General features: G+C 64.6%; 18 protein-coding genes. 17 read left to right on the top strand and 1 reads right to left on the bottom strand.

What is annotated here, in order from left to right:
- Positions 1-176: 176 nt before the first annotated feature.
- From AC5Y36_RS01690 to AC5Y36_RS01650, 9 genes are all read left to right on the top strand, one after another.
- Complete coding sequence (locus AC5Y36_RS01690) at positions 177-839, top strand: hypothetical protein (protein WP_500039147.1); 663 nt, start codon at positions 177-179, stop codon at positions 837-839.
- Between the two features lie 138 nt (positions 840-977).
- A complete protein-coding gene (locus AC5Y36_RS01685) occupies positions 978-1166 on the top strand; it encodes a hypothetical protein (RefSeq protein ID WP_500039146.1) in 189 nt (62 codons plus the stop codon).
- Between the two features lie 27 nt (positions 1167-1193).
- Positions 1194-1349 (top strand): hypothetical protein, encoded by a 156-nt coding sequence (locus AC5Y36_RS01680; protein ID WP_500039145.1) that lies wholly within the window; start codon positions 1194-1196, stop codon positions 1347-1349.
- Between the two features lie 186 nt (positions 1350-1535).
- Positions 1536-1700: a hypothetical protein gene (locus tag AC5Y36_RS01675; RefSeq protein ID WP_500039144.1), complete on the top strand. Its 165-nt coding sequence runs from the start codon at positions 1536-1538 to the stop codon at positions 1698-1700.
- 109 nt (positions 1701-1809) lie between these two features.
- The gene (locus AC5Y36_RS01670; RefSeq protein ID WP_500039143.1) at positions 1810-2049 is read left to right on the top strand and encodes a hypothetical protein; all 240 of its coding nucleotides are present in this window, start codon (positions 1810-1812) and stop codon (positions 2047-2049) included.
- Positions 2050-2309: 260 nt separating this feature from the next.
- Positions 2310-2645 carry a hypothetical protein gene (locus AC5Y36_RS01665; RefSeq protein ID WP_500039142.1) on the top strand — a complete coding sequence of 112 codons (336 nt, stop codon included), beginning with the start codon at positions 2310-2312 and terminating at the stop codon, positions 2643-2645.
- A gap of 215 nt (positions 2646-2860) precedes the next feature.
- A complete protein-coding gene (locus AC5Y36_RS01660; protein ID WP_500039369.1) occupies positions 2861-3445 on the top strand; it encodes an IS607 family transposase in 585 nt (194 codons plus the stop codon).
- A 4-nt stretch (positions 3446-3449) separates the two neighbouring features.
- Entirely contained in the window at positions 3450-4727 is a 1278-nt protein-coding gene (locus tag AC5Y36_RS01655; RefSeq protein WP_500039141.1) for a hypothetical protein, read from the top strand.
- The gene (locus AC5Y36_RS01650; protein ID WP_500039140.1) at positions 4663-4968 is read left to right on the top strand and encodes a zinc ribbon domain-containing protein; all 306 of its coding nucleotides are present in this window, start codon (positions 4663-4665) and stop codon (positions 4966-4968) included. The genes AC5Y36_RS01655 and AC5Y36_RS01650 overlap by 65 nt, the downstream gene beginning before the upstream one ends.
- Positions 4969-5272: 304 nt before the next feature.
- On the opposite strand, the gene AC5Y36_RS01645 is transcribed toward AC5Y36_RS01650, so the two are convergent.
- Positions 5273-5584 (bottom strand): hypothetical protein, encoded by a 312-nt coding sequence (locus AC5Y36_RS01645; protein ID WP_500039139.1) that lies wholly within the window; start codon positions 5582-5584, stop codon positions 5273-5275.
- 1490 nt (positions 5585-7074) lie between these two features.
- On the opposite strand from AC5Y36_RS01645, the gene AC5Y36_RS01640 reads away from it, so the two are divergent.
- The 8 genes from AC5Y36_RS01640 (at position 7075) to AC5Y36_RS01605 (ending at position 15160) form a co-directional block, all read left to right on the top strand.
- A complete protein-coding gene (locus tag AC5Y36_RS01640) occupies positions 7075-8040 on the top strand; it encodes a hypothetical protein (protein ID WP_500039138.1) in 966 nt (321 codons plus the stop codon).
- 687 nt (positions 8041-8727) lie between these two features.
- Positions 8728-9855: an AAA family ATPase gene (locus tag AC5Y36_RS01635; protein ID WP_500039137.1), complete on the top strand. Its 1128-nt coding sequence runs from the start codon at positions 8728-8730 to the stop codon at positions 9853-9855.
- On the top strand, positions 9852-11171 hold the full coding sequence (locus AC5Y36_RS01630) for a vWA domain-containing protein (RefSeq protein ID WP_500039136.1): 1320 nt from the start codon (positions 9852-9854) through the stop codon (positions 11169-11171). Before AC5Y36_RS01635 ends, AC5Y36_RS01630 begins: the two co-directional genes overlap by 4 nt.
- A 173-nt stretch (positions 11172-11344) precedes the next feature.
- Positions 11345-11524, top strand: a complete 180-nt coding sequence (locus tag AC5Y36_RS01625; RefSeq protein WP_500039135.1) for a hypothetical protein — start codon at positions 11345-11347, stop codon at positions 11522-11524.
- Complete coding sequence (locus AC5Y36_RS01620) at positions 11521-12693, top strand: hypothetical protein (protein ID WP_500039134.1); 1173 nt, start codon at positions 11521-11523, stop codon at positions 12691-12693. Before AC5Y36_RS01625 ends, AC5Y36_RS01620 begins: the two co-directional genes overlap by 4 nt.
- Positions 12694-12836: 143 nt before the next feature.
- Entirely contained in the window at positions 12837-14162 is a 1326-nt protein-coding gene (locus AC5Y36_RS01615; RefSeq protein ID WP_500039133.1) for an AAA family ATPase, read from the top strand.
- 123 nt (positions 14163-14285) lie between these two features.
- Complete coding sequence (locus AC5Y36_RS01610) at positions 14286-14573, top strand: hypothetical protein (RefSeq protein WP_500039132.1); 288 nt, start codon at positions 14286-14288, stop codon at positions 14571-14573.
- Positions 14570-15160 carry a hypothetical protein gene (locus AC5Y36_RS01605; protein ID WP_500039131.1) on the top strand — a complete coding sequence of 197 codons (591 nt, stop codon included), beginning with the start codon at positions 14570-14572 and terminating at the stop codon, positions 15158-15160. The genes AC5Y36_RS01610 and AC5Y36_RS01605 overlap by 4 nt, the downstream gene beginning before the upstream one ends.
- The last annotated feature ends 145 nt before the right edge of the window (positions 15161-15305 follow it).

Genomic DNA, 15305 nt, shown 5'->3' with positions numbered 1-15305 from the left:
TGCCGGCGGCGCCTGCATCTACCCGCCCAGCCGCGCCAAGGCGCGAATGCACGACCCTTGAACACTTGCTGGCACAGCTGGGCGCAGGGAGACGGATGGCTGAGGCGTCTGAAAGAACGCGGCTGCGAGAAGTGTCGCCCCGGCACCCGACGCTACGACGCACGCACAATGGAGCCATGACTCACGCCATGGCCGCCCAGCACCGTAGTGTGTCTTCGATGCACCCCTGGGACCCCGTATCGGCAGTCGAGAGTCGCCTGCCCGACCGCGTGACACCCGACTGGGTAGCGGAACTACTGACGCGCTCACCGGACGCACTGACAACGGTGCTGCGTGCCCACCTCGTGCCGGCGAAAAAGAAGGACGGCCGCTACACCGCGCAGTTCCGGGCGCTATGGCGCTCGATCGCATTCCTTGACCGTCGGATGCGGTCACGATTGCTTGCGATCCTGCAGAACTGGCTCGACGACGCCGGCGCTGCGCTGGATAGAGATGATCTGGACGCACACGAACGTCGAACAATTGAGTTCTTCGTCCGTGATGTCGAAGGTGCGGTAAACCGAGTTCACCGCGAGATCAACGAGCCCATGTCGTGGGCCGGCAACGAGTTCGCCAACTATCCCCTCGCTGTGCGCGGTGTCATCGAGACGCTCGTGATCGGAATCGACGAGCTCGACCAAGGCGGCCTGACTCAGGCGCAGCTTGTCGGGCTGTTGGCCGCCCTCGGGCTAGATCCGGGCGCGATCGCTGACCACCGTGATACGGAGATCCCTGAGCAATCCCGCCAACGCGTGATCGACGCCGCCAAACAAGGGCGCCGGCCAGACTTCAAACGCTGACCGGAAGCGCGCCGTGCGGGCACACCGGTAGCACACACGCGGGCACGCAAATCGCCGCCTCCGGAGCTTGTCGGTACCTCGACATACGATCCCGGCAGCCCCGCCACCAACGGGGGGAAGAAGATCTAGGGGGAGAGCATGCAGATCGAAGTGATCCAGACCGCTGAGGGCGTCTTCTACGAGGCGGACGGCCAACGCACCGCGGTGCCATGCCAATGGTTCGCGCTATGCGATAACGCAGCCACCACCACAGAAGCTCATCCAGTCCTGGGCGATGTGCCCATTTGCGGCCGCTGCCGCGACAAGATCCACAACCTCGCAATCTAGCCTGCGAATCACGGAAGGTAGACCAGCATGAGCAGACTGGCAGATGCAGTACAGAATCTCGCCGACGAGATCGAGAACGCCGAGCGGGCCCTCGACGGTGACAGCAACGACGCCGAACACGACGCCTTGTACACCCTCACCGAGGCCGCTCGCGGTGTCATCGAGAACTGGGACACCGCGTAGGGGTCATGCATCCAAAAGCAATGTGGTTGGTCGCCTATGGCGACACCGGCCCTCCAGCACAATCAGCCGTGGCGGGGCGTCGACTGTCGCGAGACCGTTCGATCGACCCGTGAGCGGAGACCACATGGAACTGATGGGTTGGGCATAGTCCAAAGAGGGGGGAATGCAATGAAGTACATAGCCGAGGTGACTGAGATACAACACGTGCTGCGCACCTACGTCATCGACGCCAACTCGCCGGAGGAAGCCGAACACAAAGCTGTGATCGGCGACACCTCCGAGGAATGGGATGCACCGACATGCCCTAGCGTCGCGGGGCGTGAAGTTCACCAGGTCAAGCCCAGCCAATGACTACTAGATCGAAAACGGCATGAATAACTGGCCGCGGCATATGATCCCAAAGCATAAGGTGGACCGCTATTTTGGCAAGTGTCCGGTTCGGGGATGCAAGCACCGGCAGGTGATCGATGGCGATCCCTACGTTGGTGAGACGCTGATCTTCTATGCGGGCCATAATGGCAAGGCCTTGCGGGACTTGGGTATTTGGTGCTCCGTGCACGACAGTCCGTTGAAGTTCACGCAATTAGAAGCACGAACCATCGTCGAGCGCGAATGTAATGGCGTGTGCATGGCGGCTGTCGGGCCGTCGTGCGACTGCTCCTGTGGTGGTGAGAACCATGGCAAGAACCACGTAGCGTGAATGCAGATCAACCGGAGTGGCACCCAAGATGGCCGACGCGTGCTTATGAACAGAACGACCGTCCCGAATACACGGGCCGATTCTACGAACTGTCGATTGTGGGTCAGAAGGCATTGCAGATGCAGCGCCGCCAGCTCACGTAAGCGCATGGTGTGAAGCATATTACGAAGGGTCCATGATACGGCCGGGGAGCTGCTGAAGGCTCTGTCGGTCCCGTGAAAGGCGCAGCACGTGAGCGGATCTAGTTGAACTGGGGGATGATGAGAACTGTTACGACGGCGGTCTATCTGAACGAAAGCCGCGATCACTTCTTTGGCTACCAGGCCGGACACCAACTGACGAGGGTGTCGACGTTCGAGCAAGACACCGATCTGGTCGCGCGAACAATCAACGGCGTACCGGTGCAGGCGCTAGAGGCCGTGTTTCGGGAGTTGAATGACGAACCAACCGAGTCTTGGGCGGTCGAGTATCGGCGCAACCGCAACCGGAGTCTCAGCGTCGGTGACGTGGTGGCGATCGGGGAGGTTGCCTACGCGGTAGCCAGCATCGGTTGGGACCGTGTATCGCTGACAAACGGGCAAATCGCGTTCCGCTAGCCACACCTGGCGCCGCCCATGGCCACGCGCCGGACCGTAGCCCGCGGGCCGAACCTCGACTCCGCCGATTTCGGGCGGATGGTCGGCTCGGGGCGTTGAGAGGCGGCGAGAGCGCCGAGACGGAATGCGACTGCCCGCCGGGTGCGAGGCCAGGTTATCGAGGATATGATAGTCATTGTTATTAGCATGGTAGTTGCTACTATGGTCGTGTGAAGTTGTCGGAGTATGCGGCGCGGAACGGGATCAAGTATCGTGCGGCCTGGAACCGGTATAAGGCGGGCAAGATCGAGGGTGCGTATCTCGACGGCTCGGGGCATGTGGTGGTGCCCGACCCGCAGCATGCTCTGGTCGGGAAGGCTGCTGTGTACGCCCGTGTGTCCACCCATAAGCAGCGCGGTGATCTGGATCGTCAGGCGCAGCGGATGACCCAGTTCGCGAACGCGGCGGGGTTGTCGGTGGTGGCTGTTATCAAAGAAGTTGCGTCAGGGGTGGACGACACCCGCCCGAAGCTGACGGCCTTGTTGAAGGAGGACTCGTGGGGCACGTTGGTTGTCGAGCACAAGGATCGGCTGTCGCGCGTCGGGTTCGGCTGGTTCGAGGTGCTACTCGGTCTGCAGGGCCGCCGGATCGTGGTTGCCGACGCCGCAACCGAACACAAGGCCGATCTGCTCGACGACTTCGTGTCGATCATTTACAGCTTCGCTGCCCGCCTGTACGGGCTGCGCTCGGCCCGCCGTCGGACTGATGCCGTGATCGCGGCGCTGGATATCGACCCGAAACTCGTGGCGGGGCTGGTGTGAGGCGATGATCGCCGCGCATCGCCACACGGTGGCCGCTAACCCCGGCAAGGTGGCCGTGTTGCGGGCATTGTTTCCGCAGTTCCGGTCCGCGATGGGGCATTTGGCGTCGTTGTCGCGACGTGAGCTACTCGCCGGCGAGCAATTGGTGCATTGGCGGCAGATGCCCAACGATCAGGTCGGGTTCGCGACCGCGTTGTCGGCGCGGCAGCTCAAGTCCGCGCAGAACATGGTCCATGCGAACCTGTCCGGTTGGCTGGTGCGTCTGGCCGATCGGGTTCGGGAGCTGGTCACCGGATCGCAGTTGAGTGAGCACGAGAAGACGGTGCTCTACCGGATCAACGCCCGCAAAGCCTGGTGGGTGCCGGCCCTGGAATTGCCGTGGATCATCGACGGGGACCGCCTGGTGCCTGTCGAACACGGCCGGGTCGCCACAACCGAAGGTGTGGCGTGGATTGCGGTGGCCCCGGAAACGTTGAAGCTAGGGCGGCGGCTGGCCAAACAGGCAAGTAGGCAGATCGGGTTCCCGAACCTGTCGCGGGGGAACACACTGACGCTGGACGGGATCGTGGCCACCACCGCGACGCCGCGCACCGCCACCCAGGGCGGGCGTGTGGGTTACTGGGTGAAGGTCGCGACACTGACCCGCGGGAAACCCGTACAGGTACCGCTGATCAGCAACCCGAGGTTCGACCGGGAAATCGAGATGGCGCTCGATCGCGGGGGCAAGCGGTGCGCGGCGATCCAGTTGCACCAAACCGAACACGGCGTCGCGATATCGCTGATCACCCAACAGCCCGACGCCGCGCCACGCCGAACCGGGTCGGTGGTCGGGATCGATTTCGGGTTTTCCTCGGCGTTGTTCGCCACCAGCGACGGCCAGCTACTCGGGCGTGCGATGCTGGCACGGCTGCGCGAACTCGACGTCGTGCTGGCAGCGCTGACCGCTGATCTGCAGCGCCGCGGTGTCACCCTGAAGTCCGATCCGGCCTACCGCAAACTCCACGCCCGGATCCGCGATTACGTCGCCAACGAGATCGGCCGGCTGCTCAACCGCCTCGCCCGCCGGCAATGTGCGGGAGCTGGTGGGCGAGCGGCTGGACTTCCGCGGCGGCGGGCTCTCGAAACGCATGAATCGCCTGTGCACCCGCACCGGCCGGGCTGTTCTCAAAGCCCGGCTGGCGCGGCTGACCGAGCGCCACGGCATCGCGATCACCACCGTGCCCGCACCGTACTCCAGCCAGCAATGCTCCGGCTGTGGCTACGTGCACAAGACCAACCGTAAAACCCAGGCACGGTTCGTGTGTGGGTTCTGCGGCAAGAAGCTTCACGAGGACGTGAACGCGTCCAGGACCGTGGCGTCGAGACGTTCTCGACCCCTACCGCACGGCACTGGGCCACGCTCGCGGGAGAACACCCGCCGACTGCTCGACAGCGACCACCACACACGGTGGAACCTGCCGACACAAGGCGCGGTCCACGGCATCACAGGTGCCCGTGGACGCAGCCCCACAAAGGCCGCGTGACCTAACACCATGAACAACCATGGAATTAGGAACTGTTAGGCCGGAGAATGCAAGGCCGACAACGCAATCCATACGCTGCCAATTAGGGCTGAGTACAACAAGGCGCACCGCAGCAAGCGCCGCAAGGCATGCAGCGGACGTAGGATTCGCCGGCGCAGCAGCCTGGTCGTTGAGATGATCAGGTGGCCGGCGGCACCGGAGGCGCCCGTGGCGGCCATGTAGTCGGCGTGCCCGGCTGCGAGGTCTAGCAGTGAGACCATGGGTCCTTACCTGGTAGATGAGTTGGATGTGGCGACGACTGTGCCTAGACGGGGGGGATGAAGCCGATGATGTTGTTGGCCATCCCCGTGCAGCGCCGCGGGATCTCTGAGACGCCCCAGGCCAACGTTGTCGCGGCGGGGATTGCTCCTATTGCTGTTGTGTGGTCTCGGACCCGTTGGACGTCGCTGGTGGCATCTTGTCGGGATGCGTATGGGCCGGTGACCAGGGCGGCCACACCGTACTCACTGGCGGCGTGAACGTAGAAATAGGGGCCGGGCGGTTTGCGGCGGCCGCCGAGCGCGATTGTGAACAGCAGTGCAGCGCCGATCGCGGTGAACACGGCACCGTACTGCATGATGATGGGCCCTATTCGCTGATCTGCGGCGCCGCTGTGTCGTAGATGGTGTCCGTAGAGCACGACAGCGCTGCCGAGCAGGAGTGACAATGCACCTGGCGCAGCTCCCTTGGGGAACATGACCGTCGTAGGGCGATGCCGGCGGCGATGTCTCGCGGTAGACGCGTCGTGGGGCGTGCCTGGCGGTGAACTCATCGGTAAATTTCCCTCCCCTGGGGGTCGGTTGCTGCCGGCCCTCAGGGCTTCAGTGTGATGTGCCCGTGTTGGCCGATCTTGCATCGACACGAATAGGGACGTTGTTTTTGCCGCCGCCAAAATCGGTGTTTGCGGGCGGCAGTCAGAGCCGGTGGTGATGGGCGTAATTGAGGGCCTAGCCGTTGCTGGGGGCCGGTAGCTGGAGCATCCCTTCAGCGGGATAAGAGCAGTGATAGCCGTGTCGTCCGAAGGGTATGTCGCCGCTGCCCGGCATCATCATGAGAGCTGGAGTGATCAGCGCTGCTTAACAAGGCAGAGGGGGATGAATGAGCGTCGCGGTTGGGCAATGCCGGGATGGACACTGGTACTCCATCATTCTGAGACACCCGCGGACCCATCGCTATGCGCGTTGGGACGCGGCCACTAAGGCCTTCGTCTGGCAAGGAACGTCCGAAGCGCACTACGAGGAGATCGATCAGGTCGCTGAGATCTTGGAAGTGGTATCGCCATCATCCCCAGACGCATGCATCGAATGTGGCGCGTCGGCGCACGGGCCAGAGTAACGCCAGGACGTGACCGGTCTAGACCGTCGGTGAGTGGTGCGGCTCGATTCGGGTGCTTGCACGCGACTGTGCTCTGACCTGCTAATTCCTGCAGCAGCACTGCCCGCCACAGAACAGACGCAGACGGTGCTGGCGAGAAAGTTGACGAACACGGCAGAGGTTCATCGGTGTCGTGGTTGTGCAGCGGCAGAATCGCAGACGGGGGGAAGTAATGCACACCACGACCGAGGCGGAACAGCTGGGTGAGCTGCTGGATCACCCGCGCCGGATAGGCGCCAACCGCGCATGGTGCTTTGACTGCGGCGAGTGGGCGCTGTCCAGAACCCGCTACGGCCGGTGTCCGCTGTAGGCACTCCAACGGGTGAAATTCCATGTAAGGCAAGGGGGATCGGATGGCGAGCCAGCTCCTACACGCTTCTGATGGGTCCGCGGGTTGCTCGGCGTCGCTGTGCGGGGCCCCGGCCGGCGGCGTCACTGACCTCCGCGAGGACATCGGCTGTGCGGACTGTCTGACCATTCTCGACACCTTGCTCGCAGAAGATAGCGTGAACGGGCCTGGCGGGTGCCATGGGTGAATAGCCTCAGCAATATGGACTGCCGAAAGGGGGTTCGCCTCGCCCACGGTCGTACCCGCCCCCATGAATGAATGAGGCAGCACTGAGGCGGTGTTGCAACTGACTAGGGCCGATAGTGCCGTAAATTTGACACTGCAGGTTCGAAGGGAGGGTATCAGTGAGGGCTATTGAACCGGTGGATTTACCGGAAGCGCAGATGTTGATCGGTGATTATTGGCCGAGCGGCGATGAAACGGCCTACGCCCGTGAAGCAGATAAGCACCGCACTAGCAGCGAGCAGGCGGATGGGGCTAGAGCGACGACGCACACCGCGGCCCTGCACACCACCTCGGAGTTCCGCGGTGCAGCTGGAACGGAATTAGCTGAACAGCTCACCGGCCATGGAGAGAAGCATCGCATTGACACGATGAGACACACCAATGTGAAGGACTGGATGCTGGAAGGGCAGAACAACCTAGTCCGCACAAAAAGCGCCATTAATCAGGCGGTCGTGGACTATCACGACGGTTACAGTCGGGTGTCGCGGCAGGCGGTTGACGAATCCTGGTCGCAGGACCAGCTACGGAAGGCTAAAGACAACCTAGTCTCTGAAACCCGAGAGCGGATTCGTCAGATCGACGCCACCTACCAGAGCCGCCATGCCGAGGTTCGACAGGGAGTCCAGGGTGGCTTCCCAGTACCGGAGCGACACGTCACCCCGCATTTTCCGGATAACCAAGAGATCGTGCCATATGCCTGCTACCTGGGGGCCGATAAGAACGCCGACCCGGCCAAGGTGTGCGGCCCGCTGCAGGCGACACACACCTGGTACGTCGATAACGGCCACTTTGTCGACATCAAGGGTTCGAAAGTCGAGCCCGGAGCGGATATCACGGTCAACGCGGGGCCGGGCGAGGTGATGCAAACAAACGTCGACCCGCTCGGAAGGGTAGCCGAGGTTAAGGTGTGGCTGACAAGCCCCCCAACCGCCCAGGATTTCACGCGATGGAACCAAAACGGTACCGTTGATGTAAACATCTGGTACCTGAACCCCGACGGATCAATCGGAGTGGACCGTCGCGGGCGCACCGGCAACATCGTCTATCAAGGAACCATAATGCCCGGTTACGACTGGGGGATGTGACGGCCCAGCTGCCCACCAGCGAGGGCGAGAAGCGCTACATACGGGACGGTTCAGATGTTCGTCTAGACCGCCGGCACGCGCGTCAAATGTTCAACGGTGTCTGATCGCGTCAGCCGAACTAACAGCCTGATACCAGGGTGGGTAGACCCTCCCTGCCCTCCCTAAGAGGGTACTTCCCGGGTCCGACAAGTCGAGATGGAGAGGTGGGAACAGCCCCGGCCGCCCGGACCATAAACGGCAGTGAGCCTGAAACATGTTGCCGCACACTGTTGTTGAACGGCCCGACGCTGATCAAAACGGTTGCGTCCCAACGCATTAGCAGAATCGAACAGCGCCGAAACCACCTGTGGCGCAGTCTGTCTGTGCCGCAAATCTGTCCGAAAAGATCCGCAAATCAAGGCGTGGGCACTCGGCGCATCAGCGCGATGGGTGAACGAGACGCGTTGTGGACGCCAGAACGCCGCGGCCACTTCTGCCAGCTCCCCTGGCGCAGGTGACCGGCACCCCCTACTGGCGGTGGTTCTGGAAACGCCCCAAGTCCGGGTGTCCGTGCAGGTCAATGACTGTTTTGAGTACTTGTCGGTGGGGTGCTGTAGGTTCTGTGGTGTCGGGCCAATAGCGCCCGATGAACGACAAAGAATCGTCCCGGTCGGTAGCCGGGACACGAGCCCGGGAAGGGGCATTTTGATGACTGATACCGCGACGTGCGTGACCGTGATGGAAGCTTGCGGTCGTGCTGGCGTGCCGCTGTTGTTGCGCTCGGGTCCAGGCATGGGCAAGTCGTCGTTGGTGCGGGCGCTTGCTGCAGCACATGATATTCCGGTCGAGATTGTCACCGGATCGCACAGCGATCCCACCGACTTTGTGGGTATGCCCTACATCGCGCCGGATGGCTCCGGCGTGCGGACAGAGCCGAAGGCATGGGCCAAGCGGCTGGTCTCTGCTGGCGCTGGCATTCTGCTGCTCGAGGAACTGACGACCGTGCCGGAGAGCACTCAGGGCGCGATGCTGGCCGTTGCGCTGGACAAGATGGTGGGTGAGGACCTGCAGCTGCCCGCCGACGTGTGGGTGTTCGCCGCGGCCAATCCGCCCGAACTGTCGGCGGGCGGATTCGACCTGGCTCCGCCGATGGCCAATCGCTTCTGCCACGTTGACTACGCACCTACGGTCGAAGAGTGGGTGGACGGGATGCTCACCGGTTGGAAAGCGATCCCTGTCTCTCGCGCCGTCGTGCCCACCGAGACCCATGTCTCGGCCGTGATCGCCGCGGTCACCGCATTCGTCACGTCACGGCCCGCCCTGCTGCGCAAGCGCCCTGATGCCGCAGCAGAGTTGGGCGGTGCGTGGCCGTCCGATCGTTCCTGGGACATGCTGACCCGCGTTTTAGCTCGGCTGCGCACCGACGATATCGCCGCGGTTCAGGCGGCGGTGTTTGGTCTGGTAGGTATTCCGGCGGGCCGTGAGTTCCTGGCGTGGATGAACGCACGCGACCTTCCCGACCCGTCCGCGGTGATCGCCGCCCCCAGCATCGTGGCGTGGGCCGACGAGCGGCCCGACCGGCTCTGGGCGATCCTCAACGGCGTGGCGACACTCGCCGCGCAGTCGGGAACCAAAGACATGTGGCGGCGAGCCTGGGGGCCGTTGGCGGCGTGCGCCAAGGCCAGTCGCCCCGATGTGGCAGCCGCTGCGGCCCGCGCGCTGGCAAAGACGCGCCCACAGGGGGAGGGAGCGCGCCCGCCCGCTGCGGCGCGGGAATTCATTCCGATGCTGGCGGCGGCCGGTCTGTGGATCGACGAGAAGGGAGAGGCGGCATGAGCGCGGTCACGACAGTGCGTGAGTTGAGCGCCGCCGAGCTTGAGGCCTACCACCTCGCCAACCTGGTGGCATTCGACCAGATGCCATATTTCGCCGATGCACTGTTCTCTGTCGTCCCGGTAGCCGCGCCAGGGCTGGAAACGTTTGCGGTGGACCGGTTCTGGCGGGTGTACATGGACCCTGCGGTGCTGGTGGGTGACCAGGCGTGGGGGCCGCAAGCCGCGGGCACGGTTTTGTTGCACGAGGTGGGGCATCTGTTGCGCGTCCATGCGGAGCGATCCGAGGCGCTGCCGCAGCCGATCTCACATCTGGCATGGAATTACGCGGGGGATGCCGAGATTAACGACGATCTGCTGGCAGCCGGGGGGGTATTCCCCGGCGAGCCGGTGATGCCGCAGGTGCTTGGCTGCGAACCGGGAGGGATCGCCGAGGATTACTATGCTGCGCTGGTCGGCGAACAGGACAGCGCCGACCCCGACAGCAGTAGTGGCGGCGGTGCCAACGGACAAGGTGGGCCGGGTTCTGCGGCCGAGGTATTCGATGACGACGGTGTCGGGTGCGGATCGGGGTCGGGATGCGAACCGATCCCCGGCGAATTGGGGGCTGCCGATCTGGTCGGTGGTCGTACCGGTGTCGGTCCTGCCACCGCAGACATGGTGCGGCAGCGGGTCGCCGAGGCTGTTGAGGCAGCAACCGGGAGCGGGCGCGGTACGGTCCCGGCCGGGATACGCCGCTGGGCCGCATCAGTGCTCGCGCCTCCGGTGGTGCCGTGGCAGCGAATGCTGCGCGTGCCGATTCGCTTCGCGGTGGCCGAGGCAGCGGGACGTACCGACTACAATCTGGCGCGCCCGTCGCGGCGGTCGCGGGATGTGCTGTTTCCCGGGTTGCGGGGGCCAAAGGTGAACGTCGCTGCGGTCATTGACACGTCAGCGTCGATGAGTGAGGCCGATCTTGCGGCGGCGCTCTCGGAGGTCCAGGCGGTACTTCGGACTTCGGGGGTGGCGCGTGAACGGGTGACGATCCTGACCGTGGATGCCGCTGCCGCCGAACCGCAGCGGGTGTCCCGCGTTGAGGACATTGCGTTGATCGGCGGGGGTGGCACTGATATGCGGGTCGGGATCGCCGCCGCCGAGGCTCTACGCCCGACGCCGCACGTGACGATCATTTTCAGTGACGGCGACACGCCGCTCCCGACAGCTCCAGGTCGGTCGCGGCTGATCCTCGTGGTGATCGGCAACCCCGCTGCCGCGGACCGGGCGCCGGAGTTCGTGACTACCGTCACCATCCCGACCGGAGTCGGCAGCCGGCCGGCCTGAATCGTGGGGGGGGGGGGGGGGGGGCTCCCGGCGTACGCGCCGGGGGCCAGCTTGGCGCGGCCCCAACTTGTCGGTGGTAGCCGATAGGGTCACGGTGTGCCCCGGCGGCGGGCGCAAACACCTAGAGCCCGGTCGGTAGCCGGGACACGAGCCCGGGAAGGGGCGCCACCACGATGGCATCGACACCAGCACCGGATGACCGGCTGATGGCCTACGCGCAACGAATCCTGGCCGGCACGGGCCTCATCACCGCCGATGTGACCGGCGAGGAGCCAACCCCGGTCGGATCTGCGGCCGAGGCACTGCAACACGGGTGGGACATGGCGCGCCGCGCGGAGAAGGTGAACCGATGACCGTCGAGTTCTACGACCTCGCCCAGCGGCTCTACGCCGCCCATGCCGGGCACCCGGTGCTGCGCGTAGCGCAGCCATTGTTCACGGCGGCCCCTGATGCGGTGTTTGTTGAGGCCCATCGGACAGGTGACCAAGTGCGCGCCACGGTGGCAGGGGCCAATCGCGTTCCTGTGACGGCGGTAGGCGACGCGGCGGTGATGGCGCTGTTGCACGCCGCTGGCGCACGATTCGACAACGGTGACCTGTGCCAGCTTGTCATCGCCGAGGCGTCGGTGATGGCAGCGCTGGTGAGTGCGGCGCGGGTAACTCGCAACGACGCGGATCGCGCGGTTGCCGAAGCGTCGGCAGTGATCGGGTGGTGGCAGGACCGGACCGGCTACCCCGGCACCGGCGCGGTGATCGACCTGCTTGCCCACTCGCGCCAGCGATTCGTCACAGGCGCAGAACCGACCGCCGAGCGCGCCGTGGCGCACTGGCGGCGGGCGTTCGGGGTAGCCGATGGCGTTGAGGGGCTGGCCGCGTGGGCTGGACTGCTGAGTCGGGGCGAGCCGATTGCAAGCCTGGAGGCTATTGCCGAAGACGACCGATACACTTATCTGCAAGCCGGTAAGCGGTTCGCAGAGGGAAACGACTGGACTGCACCGGATTCAGCCCCGGTCGCGGCGATCGGGCTGCGGCGGCGCTGCAATGCCGCCGATCTGTGGGAATCTGTTCTGCTCGAGGATCGGCTGTGGCGGCATCGTGCAGTGCATACCGGGCACGTGGCCGGCGGGGTTGTCACTGCTGGCAAGGGAACGAAGTTCACGCTGGCGTGTGCGCGCATGGATACGCGCCTGCGGGAAGGGACGCAGGTGCGGGGGTGGCTCAATGGTGTGGATAGCTTTGAGCGGGCATGGCCGTTCAGTGGCGAGGTTGCCGCCACCGAGGCTGTTGATGGGGTGCTGTACCTGACGGTGGCCGGTGTGCGCGTGGACTCGCAACCGTCTCCCGGTGAGTGGGTCTCGCTGATGCCTGCCGCCCCGAACAGTCAGCGGGTCCGGTCAGGGTTGTTCACCTATCGGCGGTTGCTGACCGGTAGCGATTCGTGGATTGCGGCGGGCAAAACGCCCGGTGTGAGCCGCCGCGAGGTGCCGTTCGACGTGCTGATCGCGACCGCCGACACCGAGTAGCCAGCGGGGTTGGCGATCGTCTCGGCGGGCTTGTCGGTGGGGTGCGCTACGTTCGGAGTATGAGGGGTACGCCAAGCCCCTGATCGCAGTTATAGGTCCCGGTCGGTAGCCGGGACACGAGCCCGGGAAGGGGCGACGATTCGATGCGAATCATCAAGCCACGCACCACTGTCAACGATCCCGCCAATCCACAGGCTGCGGCGCCGGCCATCGAGTCGCAGACGGCCCGGCCGCCGTCGGTGCAGCGCCGATATCCCGGCCAGGATCTGCTGGCCGACCCGGTTACCGCCGAGGTCGTATTGGCAGCCTGGGAAGGCGACCCGGCCGTGGTCGTCCCGTCACCGCCCGGTAGCGGCAAGACCCGCCTCACCGTGCACCTGTCGTCGCTGCTGGCCGACCGCGCGGGTCTGCGGGTCGGCATCGCCGCCCAGACCCGCGCCCAGGCCGTCGATATCGCCCGACGCCTGGCCGCCATCTGTGACCGCAAACTGATCGGCGTGTTGTGGAAAACCAGCGGTGTGCGCCCCGACGTGGGCGATTGCCCGATCATCGGCAACAAGTACCAAATCTGGCCCTCCGAGGGCGGTGCTGTCAGAGTCGCCACCACTGCGAAATGGCTTGTCTCTGAACCTGATCGGCTGGGTGCAGACCTGCTCATTGTGGATGAGGCCTACCAGGCGACCTACGCGGACCTATGCGCGTTGGGGGCGATGGCGCGGCAACTGGTCTGCGTCGGGGACCCTGGGCAGATCGCACCGGTGGTCACCGGCAATACCTCGCGATGGGCGGATTCCCCGACCGGCCCGCACCTGCCCAGCCCGCAAGCGCTGGCCGCTGCGCATCGCAAGGCGGTATCCACCATTGCGCTGCGCTACACCTGGCGGCTCGGCCCAGCGACAACCGAGCTGGTGCAATCGGCGTTCTACCCCGACCTGCCGTTTACATCGAAGCGCCCCGACGAGCATGTGAGCCAGTACGGCGTGGTCCTGCCCGAGCTTGCCCACCGGCGGATCACGGCCACAGACGGTCCCACGTCGGGATCGGTCATCGATGCGGCCGCCAGCCGGATCGCCGAGCTGCTTGACGGGGCCACCCTCACGACGGCTGCGGGAACTCGGCCGCTTGTCGAGTCAGATATCGCCGTAGTGGTGCCCCACGTGGCCCAGGCCGCCGCAATCCGCGCCACGCTAGGCCAATACCCCGATGTGCTTGTCGGGACCGCAAACGCGTTGCAGGGCCTCGAGCGGTCCGCCGCCATCGCAGTGCATCCGATGGTCGGCAAACGGATCCCCGAACTGTTCGCGGTGGATGGCAGCAGATTGTGCGTGATGCTGTCTCGCCACCGAACCCACCTGACCGTGCTGGTGGACGACCAGACCGAGAAGGTTCTGCACCATCACGGCGGCGATGAGGGGGTCGCCGCCGCGGCCACCGTACTTGGCAGCATCTTGAACACTGCCGCCCTGTGAATGTCGGTGGGCGGCGGTAATATCCGTCGTGTCGAACAGACAGACTGCGCGCGACAGCGCAGCTCCACAAAATGCCCTGGTCGGTAGCCGGGGCGCGAGCCCGGGAAGGGGCAACGATAAATGATGATTCATCTCGACGCCGATGAGGCGATGTTCATTGAACAGTTGACGCTTGACGAGGCGCGCACCGTCCTCGAGCGTGAGCAAGCCGTCCTGGCGGCCGTGCCCAGCGCGTCCCACTCACGAGTGCTGCAATTGATCGGGGAGCTCGAGGACCAGATCGAATGGCTGGAAGCCGCGCAGGCGGCGCAGGCCGCACGCGATGCCGCCGATGAGCACGCGGAGACCCTCCTCGCGGAGATGGTGCTGTTGGCCCACTGCGACACCGACACGATTAACGGTGCAGCATGAGCGTGCACGAGAGCGACCCCGTTGGTAGCGAGTTTGACGGGTATGCTGTGGCGACCCCATCGGGTGAATGGCGTTATGCACTCGATGATTATGGTGTGATCTATCGTCGTGAGGGCTGGCCGTTCGGCCGGGAGCCGAGCTTGGTGACAGCGAGCTATGCGGCCAAGTACCGATCCGGCCGGGACCGAAACCTGTTGCCGACGAGTGTCCGCGTGTCACCCGACACCGCCTACCAGTCATGGCGTAACGAGTACGTGCTGCTGTACCCCGGCAGGTTGCATGAATACGGCACCACTGACGGGGCTACGGAGTTCGCGCACGCCTATTTGGATTTGTGGGTGCGTAAGCAGGGCCTTGGCGGGATCGTTGTGCCTCGTGTCGAGGTCGAGTTGGATATGCAAAGCGGCGGCGTGCATGTGGCCGGCGATTGTCCTGAACAGTTGCGTGAGCAGGCTGCGGTGAAGGTGGGCCGGTTGTTGGTGTTTCTGCTTGATCATCGACAGAGGGCGCGCCGGCTCCGTGGCCGGCGTAGGCCGGTCACTGCGCATGATGTGTGGGCCAGGCAGCAGCTGCGGCGGGGTGGGTGAGAGGTTCGGGCCGCCGGTCGGTCGGCGGGTTGGTGTTCGGTGTGGGAGAGGGTGCGCGGCGACAGCTGCGCACCCCTCATACTATGAGCGGGGGCGGTTACGTCGGCCCGCCGCAACACGTAGGGCATAGATAGTATGAGGGGTA

The sequence above is a fragment of the Mycobacterium sp. NGS50 genome (genome assembly GCF_059812545.1).
The sequence above is the reverse complement of the archived record's forward strand: the minus strand, read 5'-3'. Positions and strand labels throughout refer to the sequence as shown.

Excerpts from the sequence above, each read along its gene's own strand:
- AC5Y36_RS01685 (WP_500039146.1), top strand. The coding sequence starts at position 978 with ATGCAGATCGAAGTGATCCAGACCGCTGAGGGCGTCTTCTACGAGGCG.
- AC5Y36_RS01620 (WP_500039134.1), top strand. The coding sequence starts at position 11,521 with ATGACCGTCGAGTTCTACGACCTCGCCCAGCGGCTCTACGCCGCCCAT.
- AC5Y36_RS01605 (WP_500039131.1), top strand. The coding sequence starts at position 14,570 with ATGAGCGTGCACGAGAGCGACCCCGTTGGTAGCGAGTTTGACGGGTAT.
- AC5Y36_RS01615 (WP_500039133.1), top strand. The coding sequence starts at position 12,837 with ATGCGAATCATCAAGCCACGCACCACTGTCAACGATCCCGCCAATCCA.
- AC5Y36_RS01610 (WP_500039132.1), top strand. The coding sequence starts at position 14,286 with ATGATTCATCTCGACGCCGATGAGGCGATGTTCATTGAACAGTTGACG.
- AC5Y36_RS01680 (WP_500039145.1), top strand. The coding sequence starts at position 1,194 with ATGAGCAGACTGGCAGATGCAGTACAGAATCTCGCCGACGAGATCGAG.
- AC5Y36_RS01665 (WP_500039142.1), top strand. The coding sequence starts at position 2,310 with ATGAGAACTGTTACGACGGCGGTCTATCTGAACGAAAGCCGCGATCAC.
- AC5Y36_RS01625 (WP_500039135.1), top strand. The coding sequence starts at position 11,345 with ATGGCATCGACACCAGCACCGGATGACCGGCTGATGGCCTACGCGCAA.
- AC5Y36_RS01635 (WP_500039137.1), top strand. The coding sequence starts at position 8,728 with ATGACTGATACCGCGACGTGCGTGACCGTGATGGAAGCTTGCGGTCGT.
- AC5Y36_RS01655 (WP_500039141.1), top strand. The coding sequence starts at position 3,450 with ATGATCGCCGCGCATCGCCACACGGTGGCCGCTAACCCCGGCAAGGTG.
- AC5Y36_RS01630 (WP_500039136.1), top strand. The coding sequence starts at position 9,852 with ATGAGCGCGGTCACGACAGTGCGTGAGTTGAGCGCCGCCGAGCTTGAG.
- AC5Y36_RS01690 (WP_500039147.1), top strand. The coding sequence starts at position 177 with ATGACTCACGCCATGGCCGCCCAGCACCGTAGTGTGTCTTCGATGCAC.
- AC5Y36_RS01645 (WP_500039139.1), bottom strand. The coding sequence starts at position 5,584 with ATGCAGTACGGTGCCGTGTTCACCGCGATCGGCGCTGCACTGCTGTTC.